Annotated in this window: 25 protein-coding genes and 1 tRNA gene; 19 read left to right on the plus strand and 7 right to left on the minus strand. The window is 45.1% G+C overall.

All coding sequences use genetic code 11. The features are described 5' to 3' along the window. Window positions 1-21: 21 nt before the first annotated feature. The gene (argS, locus tag AB4133_RS00360; protein ID WP_372223765.1) at window positions 22-1,755 is read right to left on the minus strand and encodes an arginine--tRNA ligase; all 1,734 of its coding nucleotides are present in this window, start codon (window positions 1,753-1,755) and stop codon (window positions 22-24) included. A 347-nt stretch (window positions 1,756-2,102) separates the two neighbouring features. On the opposite strand from argS, the gene AB4133_RS00365 reads away from it, so the two are divergent. Beyond that, window positions 2,103-2,699, plus strand: coding sequence for a VOC family protein (locus AB4133_RS00365; protein WP_102398069.1), 597 nt, complete (start codon window positions 2,103-2,105; stop codon window positions 2,697-2,699). Between the two features lie 315 nt (window positions 2,700-3,014). Here AB4133_RS00365 and purU read toward each other — a convergent pair whose 3' ends face one another. Further along, the gene (gene purU, locus AB4133_RS00370; RefSeq protein ID WP_372153227.1) at window positions 3,015-3,848 is read right to left on the minus strand and encodes a formyltetrahydrofolate deformylase; all 834 of its coding nucleotides are present in this window, start codon (window positions 3,846-3,848) and stop codon (window positions 3,015-3,017) included. Between the two features lie 301 nt (window positions 3,849-4,149). Here purU and AB4133_RS00375 point away from each other — a divergent pair, with 301 nt between their 5' ends. From AB4133_RS00375 to rnd, 8 genes are all read left to right on the plus strand, one after another. Beyond that, a complete protein-coding gene (locus AB4133_RS00375; protein WP_017062381.1) occupies window positions 4,150-4,350 on the plus strand; it encodes a hypothetical protein in 201 nt (66 codons plus the stop codon). Window positions 4,351-4,510: 160 nt separating this feature from the next. Further along, window positions 4,511-6,439: an ATP-dependent DNA helicase gene (locus AB4133_RS00380; RefSeq protein WP_017063417.1), complete on the plus strand. Its 1,929-nt coding sequence runs from the start codon at window positions 4,511-4,513 to the stop codon at window positions 6,437-6,439. A gap of 59 nt (window positions 6,440-6,498) precedes the next feature. Further along, window positions 6,499-7,200: a tRNA (adenosine(37)-N6)-threonylcarbamoyltransferase complex dimerization subunit type 1 TsaB gene (tsaB, locus tag AB4133_RS00385; RefSeq protein ID WP_017062379.1), complete on the plus strand. Its 702-nt coding sequence runs from the start codon at window positions 6,499-6,501 to the stop codon at window positions 7,198-7,200. A 72-nt stretch (window positions 7,201-7,272) separates the two neighbouring features. Then, complete coding sequence (locus AB4133_RS00390; RefSeq protein WP_017062378.1) at window positions 7,273-7,578, plus strand: hypothetical protein; 306 nt, start codon at window positions 7,273-7,275, stop codon at window positions 7,576-7,578. A 35-nt stretch (window positions 7,579-7,613) separates the two neighbouring features. Beyond that, complete coding sequence (locus AB4133_RS00395; RefSeq protein ID WP_017070299.1) at window positions 7,614-8,174, plus strand: Slp family lipoprotein; 561 nt, start codon at window positions 7,614-7,616, stop codon at window positions 8,172-8,174. Between the two features lie 48 nt (window positions 8,175-8,222). Beyond that, on the plus strand, window positions 8,223-9,074 hold the full coding sequence (locus tag AB4133_RS00400) for an alpha/beta fold hydrolase (protein WP_057622320.1): 852 nt from the start codon (window positions 8,223-8,225) through the stop codon (window positions 9,072-9,074). 106 nt (window positions 9,075-9,180) lie between these two features. Next, the gene (fadD, locus tag AB4133_RS00405) at window positions 9,181-10,875 is read left to right on the plus strand and encodes a long-chain-fatty-acid--CoA ligase FadD (protein WP_017062375.1); all 1,695 of its coding nucleotides are present in this window, start codon (window positions 9,181-9,183) and stop codon (window positions 10,873-10,875) included. A 143-nt stretch (window positions 10,876-11,018) separates the two neighbouring features. After that, window positions 11,019-12,137 carry a ribonuclease D gene (rnd, locus tag AB4133_RS00410; RefSeq protein WP_372223766.1) on the plus strand — a complete coding sequence of 373 codons (1,119 nt, stop codon included), beginning with the start codon at window positions 11,019-11,021 and terminating at the stop codon, window positions 12,135-12,137. Window positions 12,138-12,266: 129 nt separating this feature from the next. Here rnd and minE read toward each other — a convergent pair whose 3' ends face one another. The 3 genes from minE to minC are packed head-to-tail and all read right to left on the minus strand — an operon-like array spanning window position 12,267 to window position 14,033. Then, window positions 12,267-12,530 carry a cell division topological specificity factor MinE gene (minE, locus tag AB4133_RS00415; protein WP_010436847.1) on the minus strand — a complete coding sequence of 88 codons (264 nt, stop codon included), beginning with the start codon at window positions 12,528-12,530 and terminating at the stop codon, window positions 12,267-12,269. A 6-nt stretch (window positions 12,531-12,536) separates the two neighbouring features. After that, window positions 12,537-13,349: a septum site-determining protein MinD gene (gene minD, locus AB4133_RS00420; protein ID WP_009848498.1), complete on the minus strand. Its 813-nt coding sequence runs from the start codon at window positions 13,347-13,349 to the stop codon at window positions 12,537-12,539. Window positions 13,350-13,370: 21 nt separating this feature from the next. Further along, window positions 13,371-14,033 carry a septum site-determining protein MinC gene (gene minC, locus AB4133_RS00425; protein WP_017063419.1) on the minus strand — a complete coding sequence of 221 codons (663 nt, stop codon included), beginning with the start codon at window positions 14,031-14,033 and terminating at the stop codon, window positions 13,371-13,373. 219 nt (window positions 14,034-14,252) lie between these two features. On the opposite strand from minC, the gene AB4133_RS00430 reads away from it, so the two are divergent. The 5 genes from AB4133_RS00430 to AB4133_RS00450 all read left to right on the plus strand — a co-directional run bounded on the left by AB4133_RS00430 (window position 14,253) and on the right by AB4133_RS00450 (window position 20,062). After that, the gene (locus tag AB4133_RS00430) at window positions 14,253-14,543 is read left to right on the plus strand and encodes a YcgL domain-containing protein (protein ID WP_017062372.1); all 291 of its coding nucleotides are present in this window, start codon (window positions 14,253-14,255) and stop codon (window positions 14,541-14,543) included. A 30-nt stretch (window positions 14,544-14,573) separates the two neighbouring features. Beyond that, window positions 14,574-15,572 (plus strand): lytic transglycosylase domain-containing protein, encoded by a 999-nt coding sequence (locus AB4133_RS00435; protein WP_372223767.1) that lies wholly within the window; start codon window positions 14,574-14,576, stop codon window positions 15,570-15,572. Window positions 15,573-15,707: 135 nt separating this feature from the next. Then, window positions 15,708-16,628: a LysR family transcriptional regulator gene (locus AB4133_RS00440; protein ID WP_017063421.1), complete on the plus strand. Its 921-nt coding sequence runs from the start codon at window positions 15,708-15,710 to the stop codon at window positions 16,626-16,628. Between the two features lie 205 nt (window positions 16,629-16,833). Continuing rightward, on the plus strand, window positions 16,834-18,033 hold the full coding sequence (locus tag AB4133_RS00445) for a NupC/NupG family nucleoside CNT transporter (RefSeq protein WP_372223768.1): 1,200 nt from the start codon (window positions 16,834-16,836) through the stop codon (window positions 18,031-18,033). 214 nt (window positions 18,034-18,247) lie between these two features. Beyond that, window positions 18,248-20,062 (plus strand): cation:proton antiporter, encoded by a 1,815-nt coding sequence (locus AB4133_RS00450; protein ID WP_372223770.1) that lies wholly within the window; start codon window positions 18,248-18,250, stop codon window positions 20,060-20,062. A gap of 126 nt (window positions 20,063-20,188) precedes the next feature. Here the strand turns inward: AB4133_RS00450 and folD are convergent, their stop codons facing one another. Then, window positions 20,189-21,046, minus strand: a complete 858-nt coding sequence (folD, locus tag AB4133_RS00455; protein WP_017062367.1) for a bifunctional methylenetetrahydrofolate dehydrogenase/methenyltetrahydrofolate cyclohydrolase FolD — start codon at window positions 21,044-21,046, stop codon at window positions 20,189-20,191. A gap of 211 nt (window positions 21,047-21,257) precedes the next feature. On the opposite strand from folD, the gene AB4133_RS00460 reads away from it, so the two are divergent. Further along, a tRNA-Arg gene (locus tag AB4133_RS00460) sits at window positions 21,258-21,334 on the plus strand. A gap of 269 nt (window positions 21,335-21,603) precedes the next feature. Then, window positions 21,604-22,689, plus strand: coding sequence for a chorismate synthase (aroC, locus tag AB4133_RS00465; RefSeq protein WP_029235357.1), 1,086 nt, complete (start codon window positions 21,604-21,606; stop codon window positions 22,687-22,689). 150 nt (window positions 22,690-22,839) lie between these two features. Here the strand turns inward: aroC and AB4133_RS00470 are convergent, their stop codons facing one another. Next, window positions 22,840-23,463: a trimeric intracellular cation channel family protein gene (locus AB4133_RS00470; RefSeq protein ID WP_017062358.1), complete on the minus strand. Its 624-nt coding sequence runs from the start codon at window positions 23,461-23,463 to the stop codon at window positions 22,840-22,842. A gap of 298 nt (window positions 23,464-23,761) precedes the next feature. Between AB4133_RS00470 and AB4133_RS00475 the strand changes: the two genes are divergently transcribed. From AB4133_RS00475 to AB4133_RS00485, 3 genes are all read left to right on the plus strand, one after another. Then, complete coding sequence (locus AB4133_RS00475; protein WP_017063424.1) at window positions 23,762-24,292, plus strand: elongation factor P hydroxylase; 531 nt, start codon at window positions 23,762-23,764, stop codon at window positions 24,290-24,292. A gap of 9 nt (window positions 24,293-24,301) precedes the next feature. Next, window positions 24,302-24,565 carry a YfcL family protein gene (locus tag AB4133_RS00480; RefSeq protein WP_017063425.1) on the plus strand — a complete coding sequence of 88 codons (264 nt, stop codon included), beginning with the start codon at window positions 24,302-24,304 and terminating at the stop codon, window positions 24,563-24,565. Between the two features lie 176 nt (window positions 24,566-24,741). Then, window positions 24,742-25,263, plus strand: a complete 522-nt coding sequence (locus tag AB4133_RS00485) for an NADPH-dependent FMN reductase (protein ID WP_017062355.1) — start codon at window positions 24,742-24,744, stop codon at window positions 25,261-25,263. The last annotated feature ends 77 nt before the right edge of the window (window positions 25,264-25,340 follow it).

Raw genomic sequence — 25,340 nt, forward strand, 5'->3', positions numbered from 1 at the left:
GAATCTCGAATCTCGAATCGCTTACATGCGCTCTAGAGTGTCGATACCTAGAAGCGATAGACCTTGCTTGATCGTCTTCGCTGTTAGTGCAGCAAGCTTCAGACGGCTCTGCTTAACAGCTTTGTCTTCAGCAACTAGGATAGGGCAAGCTTCGTAGAAGCTAGAGAATTGACCAGCTAGTTCGAATAGGTAGCTACACATGATGTGTGGTTGACCTTCACGAGCAACAGACTGTACTGCTTCTTCAAACTGTAGAAGTTTCGCGATAAGCGCTTTCTCTTTCTCTTCAGTGATTTTGATTTCACCTTCAAGCGAGTCCATAGAAATGCCAGCTTTAGCAAAGATTGAAGCAACACGAGTGTATGCGTACTGCATGTATGGTGCTGTGTTGCCTTCGAATGCAAGCATGTTGTCCCAATCGAACACGTAGTCAGTAGTGCGGTGCTTAGAAAGGTCTGCGTACTTAACCGCTGCCATAGCAACAGTGTTCGCGATCGCTTTCTTCTCGTCTTCTGCTAGTTCTGGGTTCTTAGATTCGATTAGCTGCGCTGCACGAACTTCGGCTTCATCAAGAAGATCAGCAAGACGAACAGTACCGCCTGCACGAGTCTTGAATGGTTTGCCGTCTTTACCTAGCATCATGCCGAATGCGTGGTGCTCAAGAGAAACAGATTCTGGGATGTAACCTGCTTTACGAACGATAGTCCAAGCTTGCATTAGGTGCTGGTGTTGACGTGAGTCGATGAAGTAAAGAACGCGGTCTGCGCCTAGTTCTTCAAAACGGTATTTTGCACAAGCAATGTCGGTTGTTGTGTAAAGGAAGCCGCCGTCGCGTTTCTGGATGATAACGCCCATTGGGTCACCATCTTTGTTTTTGTATTCGTCTAGGAATACAACTTGTGCGCCGTCATCTTCTTTAGCAAGACCTTGCTCTTTCAGATCCGCAACAATAGTTGGAAGCATGTGGTTGTACATGCTTTCGCCCATTACGTCATCACGTGTTAGAGACACGTTTAGACGATCGTAGTTGCGTTGGTTTTGAATCATTGTTACGTCAACAAGCTTCTTCCACATCTCTGCGCAGAACTCGTCGCCGCTTTGCAGTTTAACAACGTAGCCACGTGCTTTAACTGCGAACTCTTCGTCTTCATCGTAGAGCTTTTTAGATTCACGGTAGAAGCCTTCAAGGTCAGCAAGTTCCATTGAAACTTCACCAGACTCAGCCTGAACGCGCTCAAGGTTTGCGATAAGCATACCGAATTGAGTACCCCAGTCACCGATGTGGTTAGCGCGGATAACGTTGTGGCCTAGAAATTCTAGAGTACGAACTACTGCATCACCGATGATAGTTGAACGTAGGTGACCAACGTGCATTTCTTTAGCAACGTTTGGCGCAGAGTAATCCGCAACAATAGTTTGCGTTTCAGCAACGGCAACACCAAGGCGAGAGTCAGCCAATGCTGCGTCTGCTTGTTTGGCTAGGAAAGCTTCATCTAGGAAGATGTTTAGGAAACCCGGACCTGCGATTTCAACTTTAGACGCGATACCGTCTAGGTTTAGAACGTCCAATACTTTTTGAGCAAATTCTCGTGGGTTAGTGCCTAGTCGTTTAGCAACGCCCATAACGCCGTTTGCTTGGTAGTCACCAAACTGTGGTTTTGCAGATTGACGAACAGCAGCAGGAGAGCCTGCAGGTGCGCCAGCGGCTTCTAGAGCCTGAGATACTTTGTCATTAATAAGTGCTTGGATATTCACACGCGTTTCCTTCAATTCAAGGATGATAAGAGTGGCCGTTAATTCTTGGTCATTAAATTGGTTAATTATGCTTCTAGTTAACGATTTAATGCCAAAATCAGCAGCAGACTCTGTTTAAGTTCACAGAAATGGCGGTAATCATACCAATTTTGTGCGGTTTCTTATAGGTCGAATTGATAGAAAATTAACATTTCCTGAGTGGTTTTTGACAATCGACTTTTAGCAAGACGCGTTTGCATGTTTAAGGAGCGAAAAGAACATAGTTATTGAGTGTTTTTTGTAAAAGCAACGCTTGTTGCAAAAGGCAAAACTGATAACATGCAGCCATTATTTGGAGAACACAGACAATGATGATGAGCCTGAAGCAAGCTGAACTAGAACCACAACAAATGATCGCCCGCCTTGATACTTTTATGGCAAAAATCGAGAGCCTAGGAAATACATTAGGTTTGGATTTAAGCTTTGCTCAAGCGGATCATATTGCGCTGCGAATCAATGACACTGAGCTAGCGAAATCTGCCCATCAAGCGTGGTCTGAGTACGGCTCTACGATTTCTGAGGCGATGATTAATGGTCGTCCAATTGTGGTGTTGGCTTTCGATGAACCCTTGCAAAGCCTTGGCTGGAAAATTGAATGTTTGGAGCTGCCATATCCAGCAGAAGGTAAGATTTACCCAAGCCAAGATTGGGAACATGTAGAGTTTGTGATTCCTTCTCATGCCCAAACAGCTGATGAGTATCTAGCGGATCTTAAAGAAACTTACCCGCAGTTCGCTGCTAACTTTGAAACGCTGGGTGAGCAAGGCGTTAAGATCAAACTCTCTAGCCCGAAAGGCGAGGGTGAACGCTTGAATAACCCAACAGTGGCTTTTAAACATCAAGGGATTTGCATCAAGCTGCATCCACACTCTTTGAAGAAGATTGTGGAATCAGAACAGGCTTAATTTGAATAGAGAGTTGCTAGGAAAGAGATTCCTGATCTCGCCTTGGCTCGTCGGAATGACGGGGTGTTCGATGAAATTTTCCAGAGTCTATCTTTGGATTGTGACAGACTGAGCGTTCGAGAGCGTATGTTAGAGCCTATAGCTCGAAGGTTCATCACCGAGTTCGTCATTCCCGATAGCGACGAAGGAGCGTAGTCGGGAATCTCTCAAAGCGAGTCTGATCATCAGATACAAAAAACGCGCGATGGGCTTTCCCTATTGCGCGTTTTTTATTGGGTTCTAACTGGAAGTCTTACCGGAAATCGAATATCCGATTTACAGAATTACAGTCTTGTTGCCGTAAACAAACACATGATCATTGATCACCTTGTTTAACGCCTTACTTAATACATTCTTCTCTACGTCACGACCGGCTTGTGCCATGTCTTTCGCGCTGAAGTTGTGATCCACAGGGATAACATCTTGCTTGATGATTGGACCTTCATCCAAATCATTCGTCACAAAGTGTGCCGTTGCGCCAATGATCTTCACGCCGCGCTCATACGCTTGTTGGTATGGCTTCGCGCCAATAAATGCTGGCAAGAAGCTGTGGTGGATATTGATGATCTTGTGGTGGTATTTTTCAACAAAACCTGGTGTCAGCACTCGCATGTACTTAGCCAAAACAAGGTAATCCGCGTCGTACTGGTCAATCACTTCTAGCATCTTCTTCTCATGTTCTTCACGGTTTAGCCCTTCGTGAGAAACATGGTGGTAAGGGATGTCAAAACGCTCGGTTAGGCTTTGTAGAATGTCGTAGTTACCGACAACGGCCGCAATTTCAACGTCTAAGCTGCCATCGAAGTTCTTCATTAGAATGTCGCCAAGGCAGTGTGCTTCCTTGGTCACGAGTATCACAACACGCTTGCGAGACGAATCAACAAGCTTACGTTTCGTATTTGGTGGCAGGGCTTGGTCTAAATCGGCAAGCAAGGTTTCATCATTGAAATAGCCTTCCAGCTCGGTGCGCATAAAGAAGTGGCCACTTGTGTTATCTACGAACTCATTGTTGTGAATAATATTGAGTTGGTGCTTATAACAAATATTGGTGATCTTAGAGATGAGGCCCGGGGCATCAGTACAATGTGTTAGTAAAGTTTTTCTTTCCATTTGCATCTTACTTCCATGAAATGTTGCACTTATTATATGAAATAGGGATTCTTCAAATTTAATGCAGGCCGTCGAACGGTGAACTGAGCCGCAATATCACCGTTATAATTAATCTATTATCAAGTTGGTTTCAACAAATTCTGCTGCTCATTTATCGCTTTGATAAATTGTTTGATATAGAAATATCAGTTTTTAGATAGAAAAACAGGCAGAAGCTTCATTTTTAAAAGTTTTGACCGTAGTACGCATTTGAACTTCAACCGAGGCATTTACGCCTTGGCCAAAAATAGAGGTGATACTTATGGATAAAGAGTTACTAGCCAAAAAACTGTACTGCAAGCGAGTGAATTCATTGGCGAGAGGTACCGAATTAGATGGTCATGTTCTAGATGAAATGTGGGAAAGTAAGACCTCACCAACCGATGCAGCGAAAGCCATACAGCCTGGTGATAACCATTTTGAAGGTGCTCCTTGGCTATCACGTTATCTCAGTCGAAAATAAAAACGATTCTCTAATTCCTACTTCTTCAATTCTTACCTTCAAGGTAACTTAAGCCACGTCAAGCCAAACCAAACACCTCCGGTGCGAAGTCATTCTTGATTCGCGCCGGCTCACTAAACCTGCCATAATTCTCCTTCTCTTTTTCTAAACTTCGTACTCTATGATATCTAAAACGTTTTCTGCTGATGGCGCTCTGGGCAAAGCTATCCCTGGGTTTCAACCAAGACAAGCTCAGTTAGACATGGCTGAAGCGGTTTCACAAGCTATTGAAAATCAAAGCCAGTTGGTTGTTGAGGCTGGAACAGGTACTGGTAAGACGTTTGCTTACCTAGTGCCTGCGCTGCTTAGTGGCAAGAAAACCATCATTAGTACGGGGTCTAAAAACCTTCAAGAACAGCTGTTTCACCGAGATTTACCCTTGATGGTCGATGCGCTTGGCTTTTATGGTCAAGTTGCGTTGCTCAAAGGACGTTCAAACTATTTGTGTTTGGACAGACTCAGCCGCCAAATGATCGAGAGTCATGGTGCTCATACCGATCCAACGCTGCTGGCTCAGTTAGTCAAAGTTCGTAGTTGGTCGTCATCCACTCAAACGGGTGATTTAGGCGATTGTGATGATATCGCTGAAGACAGCCCGGTTATTCCAACCATTACCTCGACCAATGATAATTGCTTGGGTAAAGAGTGCCCAAGCTATACCGATTGCTTTGTGCTTAAAGCGCGTAAAAAAGCGATGGATTCCGATGTGGTGGTCGTAAACCACCACCTTTTCCTAGCTGATTTGGCGATCAAAGAAACCGGATTTGGCGAATTGATACCTGAAGCTGACGTGTTTATTTTCGATGAAGCACATCAACTTCCTGACATCGCCAGCCAGTACTTCGGACAATCGGTTTCCAGTCGACAGATCCAAGAGTTAGCCAAAGACATTGAAATTGCTTACCGAACTGAAGCCAAAGACATGCGTCAGCTACAGAAAGTAGGGGATAGGCTCGTTCAATCGTCAGCCGATCTGCGTATTGTGCTTGGTGATACCGGCTTTCGTGGTAACTGGCGCGAAGCTTTGAAATCCGAGTCGATTGCACGCGAGTTAGTTCGTTTGCAAGATGCTCTGCAACTTGCTGTTGATGTATTGAAGTTAGCACTTGGGCGAAGCCAGCTGTTAGATACCGCTTTCGAACGCGCAAATATGATTAAGTCGCGTATCGAACGTGTGTGCGATGTGTCGATCACTGGCTATTCGTATTGGTATGACACTACACCGCGCCACTTTGCTCTGCATATCACACCGCTTTCTGTCGCCGATAAATTCCACGAACAGATTGAGCTGAAGCCGGGCGCATGGGTGTTTACCTCAGCAACCTTGGCGGTGTCGGATGATTTCGAACACTTTACTTCTCGATTAGGGTTAAAACCGTCGGCACAGTTTTCACTGCCGAGCCCGTTTGATTATCCGAATCAAGCGCGCTTGTGTGTGCCTCGTTATCTTCCAGAACCGAATAGCCCCGGTCTCGCGGATAAGCTAGTAAGAATGCTGACTCCTGTGATTGAGCAAAACCAAGGCCGCTGTTTCTTCTTGTGTACTTCACACAGCATGATGAAAGAGTTGGGGGAGCGATTCCGTGAAACCCTCTCGGTTCCCGTTCTATTGCAAGGTGAGACAAGTAAGCAAAAAACCTTAGCCGAATTCATGGAATTAGGTAACGCATTGCTGGTGGCTACAGGTGCTTTCTGGGAGGGGATAGATGTTAGGGGCGACGCATTAAGCTGTGTTATCATCGATAAATTGCCCTTTACAGCCCCTGATGACCCTTTACTTAAGGCTCGAATCGAGGACTGTAAGCTAAAAGGGGGTGATCCTTTTGCACAAGTACAGTTGCCAGACGCTGTGATTACCTTGAAACAAGGTGTCGGCCGATTGATACGTGACAAGCGCGATAATGGTGCTTTGATTATTTGCGATAACCGATTGGTGACTCGCGATTACGGTGGCATATTTTTGGCGAGTTTACCGCCTATCCCTCGTACACGTGACTTAGGGGTCATTAAAGAATTCTTAGCTAAAGACCATTCAACCGCTGCTGAGTAATTGGCATTGTTGAGTTTAGCCATTATTTTTAGATTAGATAACGAATATTTGAGACACAAATGAGCGCGAAAATTCTTGCAGTAGATACCGCAACTGAAAACTGTTCAGTTGCATTAGTAATTGGTGACCAGGTGTTCGCACGTAGCGAAGAGGCTCCTCGAGACCATACGAAGAAAATTCTACCTATGGTGGATGAAGTACTGAAAGAAGCGAATGTCGCTTTAACCGATATCGATGCTATCGCGTTTGGCCAAGGCCCAGGCAGTTTCACGGGTGTGCGTATTGGTATTGGTATTGCTCAGGGCTTGGCTTTTGGTGCGGATTTACCAATGATTGGTGTCTCTACACTGGCAGCGATGGCGCAAGGCAGCTACCGTAAATTTGGTGAAACTCATGTAGCAACAGCGATTGATGCGCGTATGAGCGAAGTGTACTGGGCTCGTTACAGCCGCGAACAAGATGGTCGTTGGACTGCGGTTGATGCCGAATGTGTAACGCCACCAAGTGAACTGGCTGCGCAGTTAGAAGCAGATTCTGAAATATGGGCGAAAGTCGGTACCGGCTGGGAAGCTTATGCCGAGCATATGGATACACTTGCGATCAACACCAAAGCGTGTGAAGTGCTATTCCCAGAAGCTCAAGATATGGCGTTCCTTGCTCAATTTGCTTACGCAGAAGGTAAAGCGGTTGCAGCAGAAGAATCTGAGCCAGTTTATCTTCGTGACAAAGTGACTTGGAAGAAACTGCCAGGTCGCGAATAATTTTTACAAGGTTCTGATGCAAATTAGGTCTAAATGCGTATTATTTAGATTTGAGAGGGCAGATATTTAGTCATGGTATCAATTAACAACTTACCTCCTTCTTCGATAGGCAGCACGTCTAAGCCGAATCGAATTAAAAAGAAGGAGCAGGCAAAAAAATCTGATGCTAGCACTGCGGTTGGGCAACCGACTAAGGTCGCTAATGCTGTTTCTCACTCTATTCGTCAAGTTAAAGAGTCTGAACTACACAAGGCTCAAATCCAGTATGATCTTCCAGAAGGCCGAGGACGTAAGGCTATGGAAGAGTATATGGATGTAATGAATCAGGCGAAGAAAGAAGAACTTGCAAAGCTTATCGGTGTCGATATCTACATCTAGAGCTTCTTATTAATGCCTGTTTAAGGACCAGAACCATGTCAAATTATCTCTCTAAATTACGCTTAATAGCCCTTTCTCTTGGTGTCTTGGTACTTGCCGGGTGTTCATCACTTCCTAGCGAACTTGAAGCAAAATCAGAGCCTGTAATTAGTGATTACCAACAGTGGGTCGACCAACTACCGGAGGCGAAAAGTGTTCGATTGGGTGGCGTTATCTCTAAAGTGACCAACTTGAAAGATAAGACTCGAATCGAAGTCGCTAATATGCCGATTTCGAGTAGCGGTAAGCCAGATCTAGACGCAGAGCCAAGCGGACGTTTTGTTGGTTATATTGAAGGGTACGTTGAGCCTCTAAGCTTTGCAGAAGGTCGTCTGATTACTTTGGTTGGTCAGTCAAGCGGGAGTGAAGATGGAAAAATAGGGGAATACCCTTACACCTTCCCTGTAATGAAAGTGGACAACCAACGACTGTGGAACATTACTGAGCGCGTTGTTGTTAATGATTTTGCACCAACCTACTACTCGTGCAGAAGTTTACATTGTCGCAGTTTTCAAACGATGCCAAGACAAGGTCGAGTGATACAGGACGTAGAGTAATTAACTTTTTAGACGTTGATTGCGCAAACAGATGGAACTAAGTGTTTGATGATTGAAAAGTCATACTCCCTCGCGAGCGGGACGCTTGCAACACAACAGATTGGCAACCCACAAACGACCGCAACGACGGTCGTTTTTATTCATGGGTGGTTGGACAATTCGTCCAGTTTTAACCAGGTTATGCAGCAAGTCGCCAAGTTTGCGCCCAATGCTCACCTTGTTGCTATCGATCTCTTCGGACACGGCTTCTCGTCGCACAAATCGGGAAGTTACTACCCATTTCATGATTATATTGATGACTTGCATCAGTTGGTGACTAAATTATCGCCAAACAGACTGGTACTGGTAGGACATTCACTTGGTGCATTGATAGCAAGTTGCTATAGTGCCGCCTTTCCTGAAAAGGTGTCAGGATTAATTCAAATTGAAGGTCACGGACCTCTTTCTGAAGCTCCCCACGAAACAGTCTCTCGCTTGAGGGATGGGGTACTCAGTCGTCTTCGACAGCGAAGAAAGCCTTCACGTCCTTTGGCAAGCCTTGAGGATGCTATTAAGCTGAGAGCTCACGCCAACCAAATTAATGCTGAATTAATCGCTCCTATTGTTGAGCGAGGTATTGTCGAGTTCGAGAACTCTTGGCAATGGCGATGCGACCCTAATCTAAAATGTGACTCGTTATATCGAATGTCACAGGCGCACGCTGAAGCGATTATGGCGGCTATTGAATGCCCTCAATTAATAATCCTAGGGAATGGTGGATTCCGACATTTGCAGCATAATCGCTACAAATCAGTGCATAGTCCTCTGCATATAGAGACTGTTCCTGGTGGACATCATTGTCATTTAGAGAGCCCAGAGTTAGTTTCAGAGCTAATTCTTGGTGTAGTTAACAAAATTTAAACAAGTGTTTGAGCCTTTTAGTGCTCATGCACTAAAGCTGTGCTGTAATACCGCAATGATAAAAAGCGGCGAAGCAGTCGTCAGCTGATAAACGAGGAGTAACATCGTGGATAAACCTTGGCTTTCACGTTATCCAAGTGACGTACCAGAAACGATCAATCCAGATCAGTACCCATCTCTTGTAGAAATGTTTGAACAGTCGGTACAGAAGTACGCGGACCAACCTGCATTCGAGAACATGGGCTCGATTATGACATTCCGTAAGCTTGAAGAGCGCAGCCGTGCTTTTGCCGCTTACCTACAGAATGACTTGAAACTGAAGAAGGGCGATCGCGTCGCGCTAATGATGCCAAACCTACTGCAATACCCAATTGCACTATTTGGTGTATTGCGTGCAGGTATGATTGCAGTGAACGTCAACCCACTGTACACACCTCGTGAGCTTGAACATCAACTGAACGATTCTGGTGCAAAGGCGATTGTTATCGTATCTAACTTTGCGAGCACGCTAGAGAAAGTCGTTGATAACACGCCGGTTAAACACGTTGTTCTAACTAGCCTAGGGCAAATGCTGCCACGCGCGAAAGGGACAATTGTCGACTTTGTAGTGAAATACGTAAAAGGCATGGTGCCTAAGTATGATCTGCCGGGTGCTATCTCATTCAGAAAAGCGCTGCACAAAGGTCGTCGTCTTCAATATGTGAAACCGTTCATGGCGGGTGATGACATCGCGTTCCTACAGTACACTGGTGGTACAACAGGTGTAGCGAAGGGCGCAATCCTAACGCACCGCAATATGATTGCGAACGTACTTCAAGCGAAAGGGGCTTACGGTCCTGTTCTGCAAGAAGGCCGCGAGTTGGTTGTAACGGCATTACCGCTTTACCACGTATTTGCACTGACGGTGAACTGCTTACTGTTTGTTGAGATGGGTGGTCGTAACCTTCTAATTACTAACCCTCGTGACATTCCTGGCTTTATTAAAGAGCTGCAAAAGGTTCCGTTTACCGCAATTACCGGCGTAAACACCTTGTTTAATGCGCTAGTTAATAACGAAGATTTCCACGAGTTGGATTTCAGTAACCTACGCCTATCTGTTGGCGGCGGCATGGCGGTTCAACGCGCTGTTGCTGAGCAATGGAAGAAAGCGACAGGCATTCACCTATTGGAAGGCTATGGCTTAACTGAGTGTTCACCACTGGTAACGGGTAACCCATACGACCTGAAAGACTACACAGGTGCTATCGGCCTACCAGTACCATCGACAGAAGTTCGTATTGTTGATGATGAAGGTAAGGTTATTGCTAATGACCAAGTAGGCGAGCTACAAGTTCGTGGCCCTCAAGTGATGCAAGGTTACTGGCAGCGCCCTGAAGCGACCAAAGAAGTGATCGATCAAGACGGTTGGTTATCGACAGGTGACATCGTTAAGTTTGATGACGAAGGCTTGTTGTACATCGTTGACCGTAAGAAGGACATGATTCTTGTATCAGGCTTCAACGTCTACCCGAACGAGATTGAAGACGTTGTGGCTCTGCATGGTAAAGTGCTTGAAGTAGCAGCTATCGGTCAACCTCATGAAGTGTCTGGTGAATTGGTTAAGATCTACGTTGTGAAGCGTGACCCTAGCCTGACCAAAGAAGACATTATCGCGCACTGTCGTGAGCACTTAACGGGTTACAAAATCCCTAAATTAGTCGAGTTCAGAGATGATCTTCCAAAGACTAACGTAGGTAAGATCTTACGCCGCGTACTGCGTGAAGAAAACGATGCAGAACTTGCGAAACGCGCTAGCGAATAATTAGCCCGTTTGCGCGAAAGTACTGCACCAAAACCATTGAGGCGCTTAATCTAAGCGAGCGCTGAAAAATGGTGTTAGAATGCCGACAGTTAATGTCGGCATTTTTGTATCCGGCGATCAAATAGAAACCTGTGAGAGTTTTTGTGGATTATCAAATCATTACCCAATTGAAAGACCTTGAGCGAGTTTGCCAACAAGCACGTGAAGCCGATGTCGTTATGCTTGATACGGAGTTCGTTCGTACTAGAACCTATTACCCTCAATTAGGCTTGATTCAGTTATTTGATGGTGAAACGCTGTCACTGATTGACCCTATTGCTCTTGATGACATGACACCGTTCGTTACCTTGTTGAAAGACGCATCAGTATTGAAAGTGCTGCACGCGTGCGGTGAAGATTTGGAAGTGTTCCAGAACGCATTTGGCTGTACACCAACACCAATGGTTGATACACAGATCATGGCGGCTTTCTTAGGTCATGGTTTATCAACGGGCTTTGCTGCTCTGGTTTCAGAGTTTGTCGGTGTCGATCTCGATAAGAGTGAATCTCGCACAGACTGGCTAGCGCGTCCGCTTTCTCAAAAACAATTGGACTACGCAGCAGCAGACGTGCATTACCTAATGCCAATGTACAACAAGCTTCTCGAAAAAGTGATGGAAGCTGGCTGGTGGGAAGCGGCTCAGCAAGAGTCTGATTTACAAGTTGCCAAGCGCATTCGTAAAGTAAACCCAGATACAGCCTACCTTGATATTAAAGGGGTGTGGCAGCTTAAACCTAAGCAATTAGCGATCTTACGACCTCTAGCAACTTGGCGTCTAAAAGAAGCAATCAAGCGCGATTTAGCGCTGAACTTTGTCTTCAAAGAACAAGACCTATGGGCTGTGGCGCGTTTTGCGATGAAAGATCCCAAGCACATGGAGCAAGAGGGTTTTGATTACCGCTCTGTGCGTCGCCATGGTGCGAAGATCAGCTCAATCGTAAAGTTAGCGGAACATACACCAGAAGAAGAGTACCCAGCACCAGTAGAACGTCTAATGGACTTCCCTGGCTACAAGCAACTCTTCAAAGTGCTGAAAGATGAAGTGAAAACAGCATCACAACACAGTGGTTTGGCGACGGAATTCTTGGCATCGAAGAAGCAACTTAACCAAATGTTAAGCTGGGTGTGGAAGCACGATCGTAACCCAGAAAAGCTGCCTGATGTTATGCAAGGCTGGCGTTTAGATGTGGTTGGCGAAAAGCTGAGTAAAGCGATCAAATAACCGCTTGCTGCTTTAAAGCCTAACTTAGTTACAGTTATAAACTGCACATACAAAAAAGAGAGCCTAGGCTCTCTTTTTTATTCAATCAATACAAGCAAGTGTATTACCTGCCAATCTTGTTCAGAAAGATTATCGATCTTCTTCTGGAAGCTTAACATTCAACTCTAACACTGAGATGTCGTCATCTTTGTGTTCAAAAGTCAGATCAACCATTGATGGATCGACCTCAACGTACTTGGCAATACACTTCAAGATGTCTTCTTTTAGTTGCGGCAGGTAAGACGGTGCTGGGTCGTCATGGCTGCGTCGTTCGGCAACAATGATCTGCAAACGTTCTTTGGCTAGGTTTGCGGTTGTCTTTTTCTGTGGTCTAAAAAACTCTAATAATGACATTGTGCATTAGCCCCCGAACAGTCGTTTGAAGATGCCTTTCTTCTGTTCCGTTAAGAAGCGGAAGTCAACTTGGCTACCCAGTAGTCGCTCTACAGTATCATTGTAAGCCATACCTGCGTCGGTTGCTTCGTCAAAGATAACTGGAACACCCTTGTTCGATGCGTTCAGTACCGCTTGGCTCTCTGGAATTACACCCAGTAGAGAGATGTGCAGGATTTCTTCAACGTCTTCAACACTGAGCATCTCACCTTGAGTTACACGTGCTGGGTTGTAGCGAGTCAATAGAAGGTGTGTTTTCACTGGCTCTAAGCCGTCTTCAGAACGACGAGATTTAGAGTCAAGAATACCTAGAATACGGTCTGAATCGCGAACTGAAGAGACTTCTGGGTTGGTGGTTACAATCGCTTCATCAGCGAAGTACAACGCCATAAGAGCGCCTTGTTCGATACCCGCAGGAGAATCACAGATGATGAAATCAAAGCCCATTTCATCCAGTTCATCAAATACACGACGAACACCATCTTTTGTTAGTGCGTCTTTATCACGAGTTTGAGAAGCAGGAAGAATGAACAGGTTCTCTGTGCGCTTGTCTTTGATCATCGCTTGGTTCAGCGTCGCTTCACCATTGATAACATTAACGAAGTCGTACACAACACGACGCTCACAACCCATGATTAAATCTAGGTTACGCAGACCGATATCAAAGTCGATAACTGCGGTTTTCTTTCCTTTTAAAGCCAGACCCGAGGCAATAGCTGCACTGGAGGTCGTTTTGCCTACCCCGCCTTTACCTGACGTTACAACGATAATGCGTGCCATTCTGTTTTCCTTTTATTTCTCTTATATTGCGAGGACATCAACGTGTAATACATCGTTTGCCATACTGAACATGGTTTTCTTCTGCCAGTACTCGCTTTCAATTTGATCGCTGAGCCAGTAATTTCCAGCAATGGAAACCAGCTCGGCTTGTAAGTCATTACAAATTATTTTTGCTTCAGTTTGACCACTTGCACCTGCAATCGCACGGCCGCGTAAAGTGCCATGAATATGGATGCTGCCATCGGCAATCACTTCCGCGCCTGCACTCACATGGCTGAGTATCAATAGATCGCCATCTTTCGCATAAACCTGCTGACCAGAACGAATAGGGGTTCTAATCACTTTGATTGGTGCCATTTTCGCTGGAGCTTGAGATGGCGACTTGCTTGCCGTCATCACTGCAAAACCGGCTTCTTTAGCGAGGTTTTGCATTCGCTTATCAGAACAGCCTGCCACACCAACCGGGATCATGCCCGCTTGAGATATACCATTTTTAAGTTGCACAAAATCGATATCGCCCGCGACTTTACTGATGTTGATAACAACAGGTGCGGCAGCGAAAAACGTAGGTGCTTGGTCTACTTTCTCTTGAAGAAAAGAGACTGCATTTTCGACTTGATCATCGGATAAGTGCAAAACAGATAGCGTAAAGCTGCTACCTTTTAGATCTGGGTTACTAGACATCGAAAAACTACAGGACCTCAATAGCGGATTAGTACAATTTCTTTATCAATAAAATAAAGGGCATTGCCTGAAACTAGGTTTATCATGTTATATTCCCAAACCAAGCACAGCAAGTAATCTTGTTGTCAAATGGACGTTTTGTTCCCAATATTTCCCTAACATAAACTATTGATCTCGCAAGTGAGAGTTTTGTAGTCATAATCAATTAAAAGGTTTGTCATGCTGTGTTCTATATATAAAAGCTCAAAGAAAGAAGGAACATACCTTTATATCCCTAAGAAGGATGATTTTTCACAAGTTCCTGACGCATTGATGCAAATGTTTGGTAAACCTAGTTTTGTAATGGTAATTAAAATGGATGGCCGTAAACTGGCTCAAGTAAACATCGAAAAAGTGAAAGAATCACTGAATACCGATGGTTTCTTTTTACAGGTTCCGCCACCACCAGTTAACGAACTTGAGCTTCATAAAGAGCGTAAAGCTCAACAGAAATCTCAAGACGAAGAGTGATAGCCACCTCAATTCAAGGAGGAGTGATCGTTGAGTAAATTTTCGAAAACCATATTGGCTGTGTCGGCATTACTATTGGGTAATAGCCTGACCATAAGTTCAGTACAAGCTGAAGAACTGAGCTTCGAGCAATATGTAGAAAAACTAAAACAACAAGGCCGTGAAGAAGGCATCTCTGAAGCGATCATTGATGAAGCCTTTGATGGTGTAACGTTTAAGCCAAGAGCGGTAAAAGCCGACAAAAACCAACCTGAGAAAAAACTGACTCTGGATGAATACATTCCACGAGCGGTTCCAGATTGGAAAGTGAAGCAAGCAAGGTCACTCTACAAGGAGCATTACACCGCGTTAAAGCGTATTGGTGATGAATATGGTGTTCAACCAAGATTCATTGTCGCGCTATGGGGCGTTGAGAGTAATTTTGGTAAGTTCACGGGCAATTACAGCGTTATCGACGCCCTAACTACCATGGCTTATGAAGGACGCCGAGAAGCTTTCTTCCGTAGCGAAGCGATGGCGGCATTGAAGATTCTTGATCAAGGCCATATTGCACCAAAAGAGATGAAAGGCTCTTGGGCTGGTGCGATGGGTCAACCTCAGTTTATGCCAAGCTCATTCTTAGCGTTTGCCGCTGATGGTAGTGGCGACGGTAAGAAAGATATTTGGGGCACTGAAGAAGATGTGTTTGCTTCGGCAGCCAATTACCTTAGCCAATCAGGCTGGGATGATAAGTACACTTGGGGTCGTCAGGTTCATGTTCCGTCAACTGTGTCGATCGATTTACAAGGTCGAGACGAAGACAAAGCGAAATACTTAAAAGAGTGGTCTGAACTCGGTATTAAACGCTATGACGATCGCCCACTGCCAACGCTTGATGAAGACATTAAAGCTTGGTTGATAATGCCGGATGATGAAACCGGACGTTCGTACCTCATTTACAACAACTACAATGTGTTAATGAAGTGGAATCGTTCTTACTACTTTGCTTTGGCAGTAAGCCATCTAGCCGACAGAATTAAGTTTGATTAACAGACCTAAGTCGCTTTGAATAGCATTTGGCCTACCATAGGCAGAACGAACTAAAGGACTCTTCGGAGTCCTTTTTGATTTTATATTTCAGAGATTTAATAAGGTGATCTTGTGCTAACAGATAGAGCTGCACAGATGGTGATATTCCATGCGCTGATCAAGCACGAAGGCTTTACCAGTGCTGCAAAAAGCTTGAACGTTTCGGTGTCCCATATCAGTAAGCAAGTCGCTTTGCTTGAAGACTCTATAGGCATCAAGCTGGTGCAAAGGACAACACGAAGCTTAACGCTCACTGAAGCGGGAGACGTGTTCTATCAACATTGTGAGCAGCTGTTTAACACGGTGAAAGCAGCTCAGATGGATATGGACAGCCAGCGCGATGATATCTCTGGAATACTACGCGTCGGGTTGTCGCAGTCATTTGGCACACTCCATATCATTCCGGCGATTGATCAACTCAGACAGCTTTATCCTCAATTGAGAATCGAGGTCCACTTGTTCGACTATAAGGTGGACATGATTGAAGAGCGATTGGATCTCTGGATCACCAACAATGAAGACTTGCCTGAAGGTTACATTGCGCAGCGTTTAGCAGACAGCCAGTTTGTGGTGGCTGCGTCACCGGATTATCTGATTAAGGCCGGGACGCCACATGTACCTTCCGATTTGATTGACCATAACTGTCTTATCTATCGCAGCCGTGAACGAGATTACACATCGTGGGCGTTTGATAACGGGCAAGAAAACCTCAGCGTCAAAGTCGCGGGCGATTACTCAGTCGATTTGGCTGAGGCAGTACGAGACGCGGCAGTATCAGGGTGGGGCGTTGCTTATTTGGCGACTTACTTAGTGAAAGAAGAGTTTAGAACGGGCAAGCTCATTCAAGTATTGCCAGAGTGGAGAGCCAGTCAGCTGATGCCATTCTATGCCGTTTACCCGAGCCGAAAGAATATGCCGAAGAAGCTTTCGGCAGTGATTGAGTTCATTAAAGATCATATCGGGTCGCCGACGTATTGGGACAAAAACCTCAAAACTTGCGTTGAACTGCATCGCTAACTGTTTCCTAATCTATAAATATAATTTCCATATGGAAAAAGTACGCTTTTTAATCAAAGTTAATTATTAAAATTCAATAACTTAATTATACTCATAGTTAAATCGTGATTACCCCAACATCACATTAACAACCTCAGCTTGCCGCAAACGATTTCCTCTATAGAATGCGTCGCCTTTCCTACCTACAACTTTTAGGTTGACGCACATGGCTTCCCTACTTGGAATTATCACTATTTTAGTTGCCGCTTGGTTACTATCTACGGACAGAAAAAATATTCCACTAAGAACAGTCTCTTTGGCTTTCTTATTACAAATCTCATTCGCGCTATTGGTTCTGTATGTACCAATGGGTAAAGAAGCGTTGAATGCAGCCACGGGTGCGGTATCTAGCTTGATCAACTACGGTCAAGAGGGGATTAACTTCCTATTTGGTGGCCTAACGAATAACGGATTTGTTTTCGCGATTAACGTTCTAGGCATCATTATCTTTTTCTCTGCACTGATCTCTGGTTTGTACCACATCGGCTTTATGCCAAAGGTGATCAACCTTATCGGTGGCGCACTACAAAAGTTCTTGGGCACAGGTCGTGCGGAGTCACTGTCTGCGACTGCAAACATTTTCGTTGGCATGATCGAAGCGCCATTGGTGGTTAAGCCTTACTTGAAGCACATGACGGATTCACAACTGTTTGCCGTCATGGTGTGTGGTTTGGCTTCTGTAGCTGGTGGCACGCTAGTCGGTTATGCATCGCTTGGTGTTGATTTGAACTACCTGATCGCTGCGGCATTCATGTCTGCTCCTGCTGGTCTATTGATGGCCAAGATTTTGGTACCAGGTAGCGCAGATGACGCTCAAGAAAATATTGAGTCTGACGTTGAAATTCCACGAGCAACAAACGTAGTCGAGGCAATGGCAGATGGGGCTATGTCTGGACTTCGTATTGCCGTTGCAGTGGGTGCGACACTTTTGGCCTTTATCAGTGTGATAGCAATGCTGAATGGCTTGTTAGGTATTGTTGGTGGCTGGTTTGGCGTAAACCTAAGCTTCGAACTTATCCTAGGTTATGTGTTCGCGCCTGTTGCATGGCTGATCGGTGTGCCGTGGTCTGAGGCTGTGGTTGCGGGCTCATTGATCGGTAACAAGATTGTCGTGAACGAGTTTGTGGCTTTCATCCAGTTAATGGACGTAAAAGACGCACTGAGTGAGCACTCAAAAGCGATCGTTACTTTCGCACTATGTGGTTTTGCCAACATCTCTACGATGGCAATTCTGATTGGCGGTTTGGGTAGCTTAGTTCCAGAGCGTCGCTCTTTCATCTCACAATACGGCTTTAAAGCAATTTGTGCGGGTGTGCTTGCCAACCTAATGAGCGCAGCGATTGCGGGCGTGGTGCTTTCTCTATAAGTAATTATTGGTGACTTATAAGCATTTTCTAACTGGGCCATAACCACCCAGTTAACTAATCATGGCTTTGCTCTCCCTATAGTAAAGTGACTGATTAACCACAATAATATTCGCCTAGTATGATAAAGAGAGCCTATAGTGTAAGAACGTAGGCTTTCTTATTCAGTGAATAAGTTTGTACCACAGGGTGTGGTACAAATGTTTAGGGGCACAAATGGATTTGTCGATCACTTCTTCTTTGGCGTTAATTGGACTCTTGTCCTTGGCTTGCCAGCTACTTGGTTGGCGTTTGCGTCTTCCCGCTATTCTTCCTTTGCTTATCGTTGGCCTGCTATTAGGTCCCGGTCTAAAGATCCTTAATCCTGATGCCATTTTTGGTGGTGTACTGTTCCCGTTGATTTCATTAGGGGTCGCCATCATTCTGTTTGAAGGTGCATTGACTCTTAATTTCAAAGAAATCAGAGGCCATGGCCGCATGGTGACTCACTTAGTGAGTTTCGGCATGTTGATTACATGGGCGTGCATCGTGGTGGGGGCTTATTATTTTGTCGATTTCAGTTGGCCATTGGCGGCGTTGTTTGCTGCATTAGTCGTGGTGACTGGCCCAACGGTGATTGTTCCCATGCTGCGCAGCATTCAACCCAAATCTTCGCTAGGCAGTATCTTGCGCTGGGAAGGGATAGTGATTGACCCGATTGGCGCTCTGTTTGCCGTTCTCGTTTACGAATACATTGTCTCTTCAGCCGATCCTACAAGCCATGTTCTGTCAGCTCTGGGCCTGACGTTAGTCATAGGTTTAGGCTTAGGGATCATCGGTGGCCATTTGATTGCCAAGATGCTGCAAGGGCATTGGGTACCGCACTATTTACGTAATGTGGCTGTGCTGACGCTAATGTTGGCGGCGTTCTCGTTTTCTAATGATCTGAGTGAAGAATCGGGTTTATTAACCGTGACCATCATGGGGATCTGGCTTGCCAACGTGAAGGGCTTGGACATCGAAGACATCATCGAATTCAAAGAAACCCTGACCGTGTTACTTATTTCTGCGTTGTTTATTCTGTTAGCCAGTCGACTCGATTCGGGGGCTTTCCTTTCGATAGGTTGGGGCGGTATTGGGTTGCTAGCGGTGGTTATGTTGGTGGCTCGCCCGTTAAGCGTGTGGATCAGCGGGATCGGTACGGATCTTAATTCGGCGGATAAATGGTTTTTGAGTTGGATGGCACCTCGCGGGATCGTAGCAGCCGCGGTTTCTTCTCTGTTTGCGATAAAACTGCAAGAGAAGCAATTGATTGAAGGCGCAGATCTGCTCGTGCCCATGGTGTTCTTAGTCATTATTGGTACGGTTGTGATTCAGAGCTTAACCGCGAGCTGGTGGGCGAGAAGGCTAGGGGTCACTCAAGAGAAAGCGCAAGGGGTTATCTTCTTTGGCGCCACTCACTTTGCAAGACAATTTGCCAAGGTGCTAGCCACACACAACATCAACAGTGTGCTTGCTGATACTAACTGGGAAAGCATTCGCTTAGCTCGTATGGATAACTTGAATGTTTACTTTGGTAACCCAGCTTCGAGCCACGCTGAAAATAATCTGGAATTGGATGGAATAGGGCGTGCGATGATCGTCTCGCCTTATCGTCAAACCAACCCGTTAGTTAGCATGCACTATCAAGACGAGTTTGGTGAGAATAAGGTGTTTGAGCTTGAATCCTCAGAGAATAAACATGAAAGGCACCAAGTGAGCCGCGATGGCAATAGAAGTCTGTTTTCGGAAGGGATCACCTATTCTAAGCTTAACTCGTTGATGGCTCAGGGTAGCCAAATTAAAAGTACAGGTTTGACCGAGGCATTTGATTTAAAAGAGTTTAACGCTTTGTATCCTAAAGCCATTCCTCTTGGGGTGATCACTGGCGGTGATTTCCGTTTAATTACACAAGGATCTGAGTTGGAAAAACTCATATCAACGGAGTGTGAGCTTATTAGTTTATTACCGCCTTCTGAACAGACGGAAAAAGTCGAGACTCCAGATAAGTAGCAACGAGCACTTCATCAAAAGCGAGTCACCCCGTTGTAAAAACGAATAGCTAAGTACCAAAGCATCAAAAAAGCCGCAACGTTCATCACGTTGCGGCTTTCTAATTTTATTTATATGCGCTGCGGACTACTTCGAGTGAAATTGCTCGCAAGCGATCATGGTGTTCTCGATTAGGCTCGCAACCGTCATTGGGCCAACACCACCCGGCACAGGTGTGATGAAGCTTGCGCTTTCTTTCGCTACGTCGTATTCAACGTCGCCCACTAGTTTGCCAGATTCTAAACGGTTGATACCAACATCGACCACAACAGCGCCTTTCTTAATCCAAGCGCCAGGAATGAAGTTAGGCTTACCAACGGCAACTACAACAACGTCTGCTTGACGCACGTGACCTTCAAGGTCTTTGGTGAAGCGGTGACATGTTGTCGTTGTACAACCTGCTAGAAGAAGTTCTAGCGTCATTGGGCGACCTACAATGTTTGATGCGCCAACCACAACCGCGTGTTTACCACGTAAGTCGATGTTGTAACGGTCAAGCAGCGTGATGATGCCTTTTGGCGTACAAGAGCGAAGCTTAGGCATGCGCTGAGCCAAACGGCCGACATTGTATGGGTGGAAGCCGTCAACGTCTTTCTCTGGCGTGATACGCTCAAGAACGTGAGTGCTATCAATGCCAGCTGGTAGAGGCAGTTGAACAAGAATACCGTCGATCTCTGGATCGTCGTTCAGTTGGTCTACCAATGTTAACAATTCGTCTTCTGTCGCAGTGGCTGGCAAGTCGTAAGATTTAGATACGAAGCCAACTTCTTCACACGCTTTACGCTTACTTCCAACGTAAACCTGAGAAGCAGGGTCTTCACCCACTAAAACAACCGCTAGGCCCGGAGCGCGTAATCCAGCTTCAGTACGAGCTTTTACACGTGCAGCAACTTCGGAGCGAACCGTTTGAGAAATTAGCTTTCCATCAATATTTTGAGCAGTCATGAATTTCCTTAGTATTGATATTCAAGTTAGTGGCTGATGTTTTTGGCGCATTATTCCAGAAAATCTTTTTGATTACCATCAAGCAAACGTTTGCTTTGGTCTATTTTCCAACACTTATATGTTTGTTGGCCTTTTTTTACCCACTTAGATCAGAATGTTACATAAAGCCGTTGCTTTACTGATTCGAATTCGTATAATTCGTTCCTGTAGCGCGCCCTTAGCTCAGCTGGATAGAGCACCTCCCTTCTAAGGAGGTGGTCGAAGGTTCGAATCCTTCAGGGCGTGCCATTATTTAAAGAAACCCGATAACTCTCCGAGTTGTCGGGTTTTTTGCATTTTACACATCATAAAACACTTCTTTTCAAGCGCGACTCATTTTCTTCTGTTATTCGTTTCATTCGGCTTATGTAATAGAAAGTTAAAATTGTTCGTTTTTTGGGGTTTACATCATTTGGTAATAAAGCCACTATGAATTCACGAAGAATAGACAAGTAAAGCTATTAGCCAGTCGGTTTAGGAATCAAACCTTCTGCTCAATAGCTGATTTAGAGGAAGTAATGGCAGGAAACAGTATCGGACAACACTTTCGAGTGACCACATTCGGAGAGAGTCACGGTATCGCACTAGGATGTATCGTAGACGGGTGCCCACCAGGATTAGAAATTACCGAAGAAGATCTGCAGAAAGATCTGGACCGTCGTCGTCCGGGCACTTCTCGCTATACAACGGCTCGTCGTGAAGCGGATGAAGTGAAAATCTTATCAGGTGTATTTGAAGGCCAAACTACGGGTACTTCTATTGGTCTATTGATTGAAAATACAGACCAACGCTCTAAAGACTATTCCGAAATTAAAGACAAGTTCCGCCCTGGCCACGCTGACTATACGTACCATCAAAAGTACGGTGTGCGTGATTACCGAGGTGGTGGTCGTTCTTCAGCTCGTGAAACTGCAATGCGTGTTGCTGCAGGTGCAATTGCGAAGAAATACCTAAAACAAGAATTTGGTGTTGAAATCCAAGCTTACCTTTCTCAAATGGGTGATATCTCAATTGATAAAGTGGATTGGAACGAGATTGAAAACAACGCTTTCTTCTGTCCAGATGCCGACAAAGTACCAGAATTTGATCAACTGATTCGTGACTTGCTAAAAGAAGGCAACTCGATCGGTGCGAAGATTCAAGTGGTTGCGACTAAAGTGCCAGTAGGCCTTGGTGAGCCAATCTTTGATCGTCTAGATGCTGACATCGCGCACGCTCTAATGAGCATTAACGCTGTGAAAGGTGTTGAGATTGGTGATGGCTTCGATGTTGTTAATCAACGCGGTAGTGAACACCGTGACCCATTAACTCCAGAAGGTTTCAGCAGCAATCATGCTGGCGGTATCTTAGGTGGTATCTCTACTGGTCAAGATATTGTGGCAAGCATTGCGCTTAAACCAACATCAAGCATCACTGTACCTGGTGACACAATCACGAAAGATGGTGAAGCAACGCAGCTAATCACGAAAGGTCGTCACGATCCATGTGTTGGCATCCGTGCGGTACCTATTGCAGAAGCAATGCTGGCTATCGTGCTGCTTGACCACTTGCTACGTCATCGTGGTCAAAACTTTGGTGTGACAACTGAAACACCACAAATCTAATTCTGCTTCTTTTTATTTAGAATAGAATTGGTAGAAACAAAAAAGGGTTGCTTCGTAATGAAGTAACCCTTTTTCACATTAGCAGGATTATTCGTCCGGTTAGCGACTATCGTCATTAAAGACAGCTAGCAGCTTAAGGCTCTTAATCCATTAATGCACTGAACTTTCAGGATCAAGCTGGAACGAAGGCAAACTCCATTTGAATCTTACAGCCGCCATGCGCAGCAAGTAACCAACTACAAGCGTCACAATTGTCGCCGTGACGTCGTTGATGCCAAGCTCAAGCAAACCTAGGTATAAACCTGAAGCGACAAGTGCGACAGACGCGTATAGCTCTTCATGTAACACCAATGGTGTTTGACGACAGATAAGGTCACGTAACAAACCACCAAAGACACCTGTCACTAATGCCGATACCATGCAAATCATCGGGTGCAGACCCATGGTCATCGCTACTTTGGTACCAATGATACTGAATACGATTAGGCCTAAGGCATCCAAGCGAATAAACAAACCTTTTAGCTTGATAACCCATTTCGCCAACCCGGTTGTAATAACACCTGCTATACAGGTGATGGCCAGATACTGAGGGTTTTCAACCCAACCTAAAGGGTAATGGCCAAGTAAGATATCGCGTACTGTACCGCCGCCAATTGCCGTTGCGCTCGCAACCAACATTACACCAAACCAATCCATTTTTTGTTTGCCTGCACTGAGAGCGCCGGTCATGGCTTCTGCCGTGATGCCAATGATATACAAAACACTTAGTAGCATTGCTGTAGCTCTATAATTTAGGTCTATAAACTCGAGTCTTATAGGCCTTAGGGATATAAAATGAAGCGCGAGTGTAGTAGTAAAAATGCTTGTTGACGAATGAATATTTGTACCGTGAATGGGCGTTTCAGATTAGCTAAACTAATCATTCACCTTAAAGTGGTGTAATCTGGGAATGGCAATCGATTGTCACTGCAAAGTATAATGGCGAACCCGATGTCATTACGCTTGATAGGGCTTTACCGAGCGCTGAAAAAAAAGCAAAATGCCCCAGTTATTTTTACTTAAATTTGATTTTATGACACACCAATACTCAGACATTATCGATATCTTCAATCAGACCTTTTTTGAAAGCTTTAATACCAAACTAGAGCTAGGGGCTGATGAGCCGATCTATTTGCCTGCTGATGATACTATCCCACACCATCGAATCGTGTTCGCACGTGGCTTTTACGCCTCTGCACTCCATGAGATCGCACACTGGTGCGTTGCTGGGCCTGAGCGTCGTTTACTGGAAGATTTTGGCTATTGGTATGAACCTGACGGTCGAACGGAATCGGTTCAAGCTGAGTTTGAAAAAGTAGAAATTCGCCCACAAGCGTATGAATGGATCATTGCGATGAGCGCAGGCTTTCCTTTTAATGTCAGCTGTGACAATCTACACGGCGATTTTGAGCCAGATCGTTTGGCCTTTATGAATAAAGTACATAGCGAAGTTATGGGTATCTTTGAAGTAGGCTTTCCGCCTCGCGTGAAAATGCTCTCTGAAGCATTACGCAGCTTCTACGATGTAGAACCTTTATGTGCTAGCCAATTTATTGTGAAATAAGAGAATATTATGATTATCGAATTTGAAGAAAAACTACTTGAAGTAATTGATGCTCGCATTGAAAACGCATCAGACGATGAACTGTTTGCTGGTGGTTACTTACGTGGTCATATTTCTCTTTCAGTGGCTTCATGTGAAGAAGAAGGCATTGAAGATGTGGCTGAAGTAAAAGCTCGTATTGAACAGAGCCTAGACGACGCTCGCTCTGAACTAACACCAGCAGACCGCACTATCGTTAATGACCTTTGGGTTGAGCTACAAAACCAAGCTTAATCTCGATGTATTAATACTATCCGCTCAGTCCCTTCCTTTCCCATTTTGCTGAGCGAACTGGTTTATTTGAGACTCGTTCGAAATTTTTGAATGAGTCCGTTCATTTCTTGTGATGGTTACATTTTCTTACTACGTTATTCTAATCCCACTTAACGGAATTACAGAAAGGTCACATCATGAAAGTTATCGCATTTGGCGCAAGCACAAGTTCTACCTCAATCAACAAAACACTAGCAACTTACGCAGCAAACTTGATTGAAGGTGCTGAAGTAAAAGTCCTAGACATCAACGATTACAATGTTCCTATGTTCAGTGAAGACACTGAAAAAGAGATTGGCCAAGCGGAAGGTGCTCAAGCATTCCTACGCGACCTAGCTGAAGCTGATGCGTTTGTTATCTCGTTCGCAGAACACAATGGTCACTACCCAGCAGCGTATAAAAACCTATTTGACTGGGCGACACGTATTGAGCGTTCAGTGTTTGGCGAGAAGCCGGCGGTTTACCTAGCGACTTCACCGGGCCCTGGTGGCGCACAAACGGTACTTGGTGCAGCGACAGGTTCTGCACCTTACTTCGGTGGCAACGTGCAAGCGTCAGTTTCAGTACCAAGCTTCTACGATAACTTTGATTTTGAATCTGGTTCTATCAGCAACGAAGAGATCGTTCTACAGATTAAAGACGCGGTTGCTAAGCTGTAAATACAGCTTCGTTTAGAACATCAGTTTAGATCAACACGAATAACAAAAAGCCCGAGCGACTTAACTTAGTCACGTAG

The organism is Vibrio sp. 10N.286.52.F8, from assembly GCF_041468745.1.
Classification (GTDB): domain Bacteria; phylum Pseudomonadota; class Gammaproteobacteria; order Enterobacterales; family Vibrionaceae; genus Vibrio; species Vibrio crassostreae_C.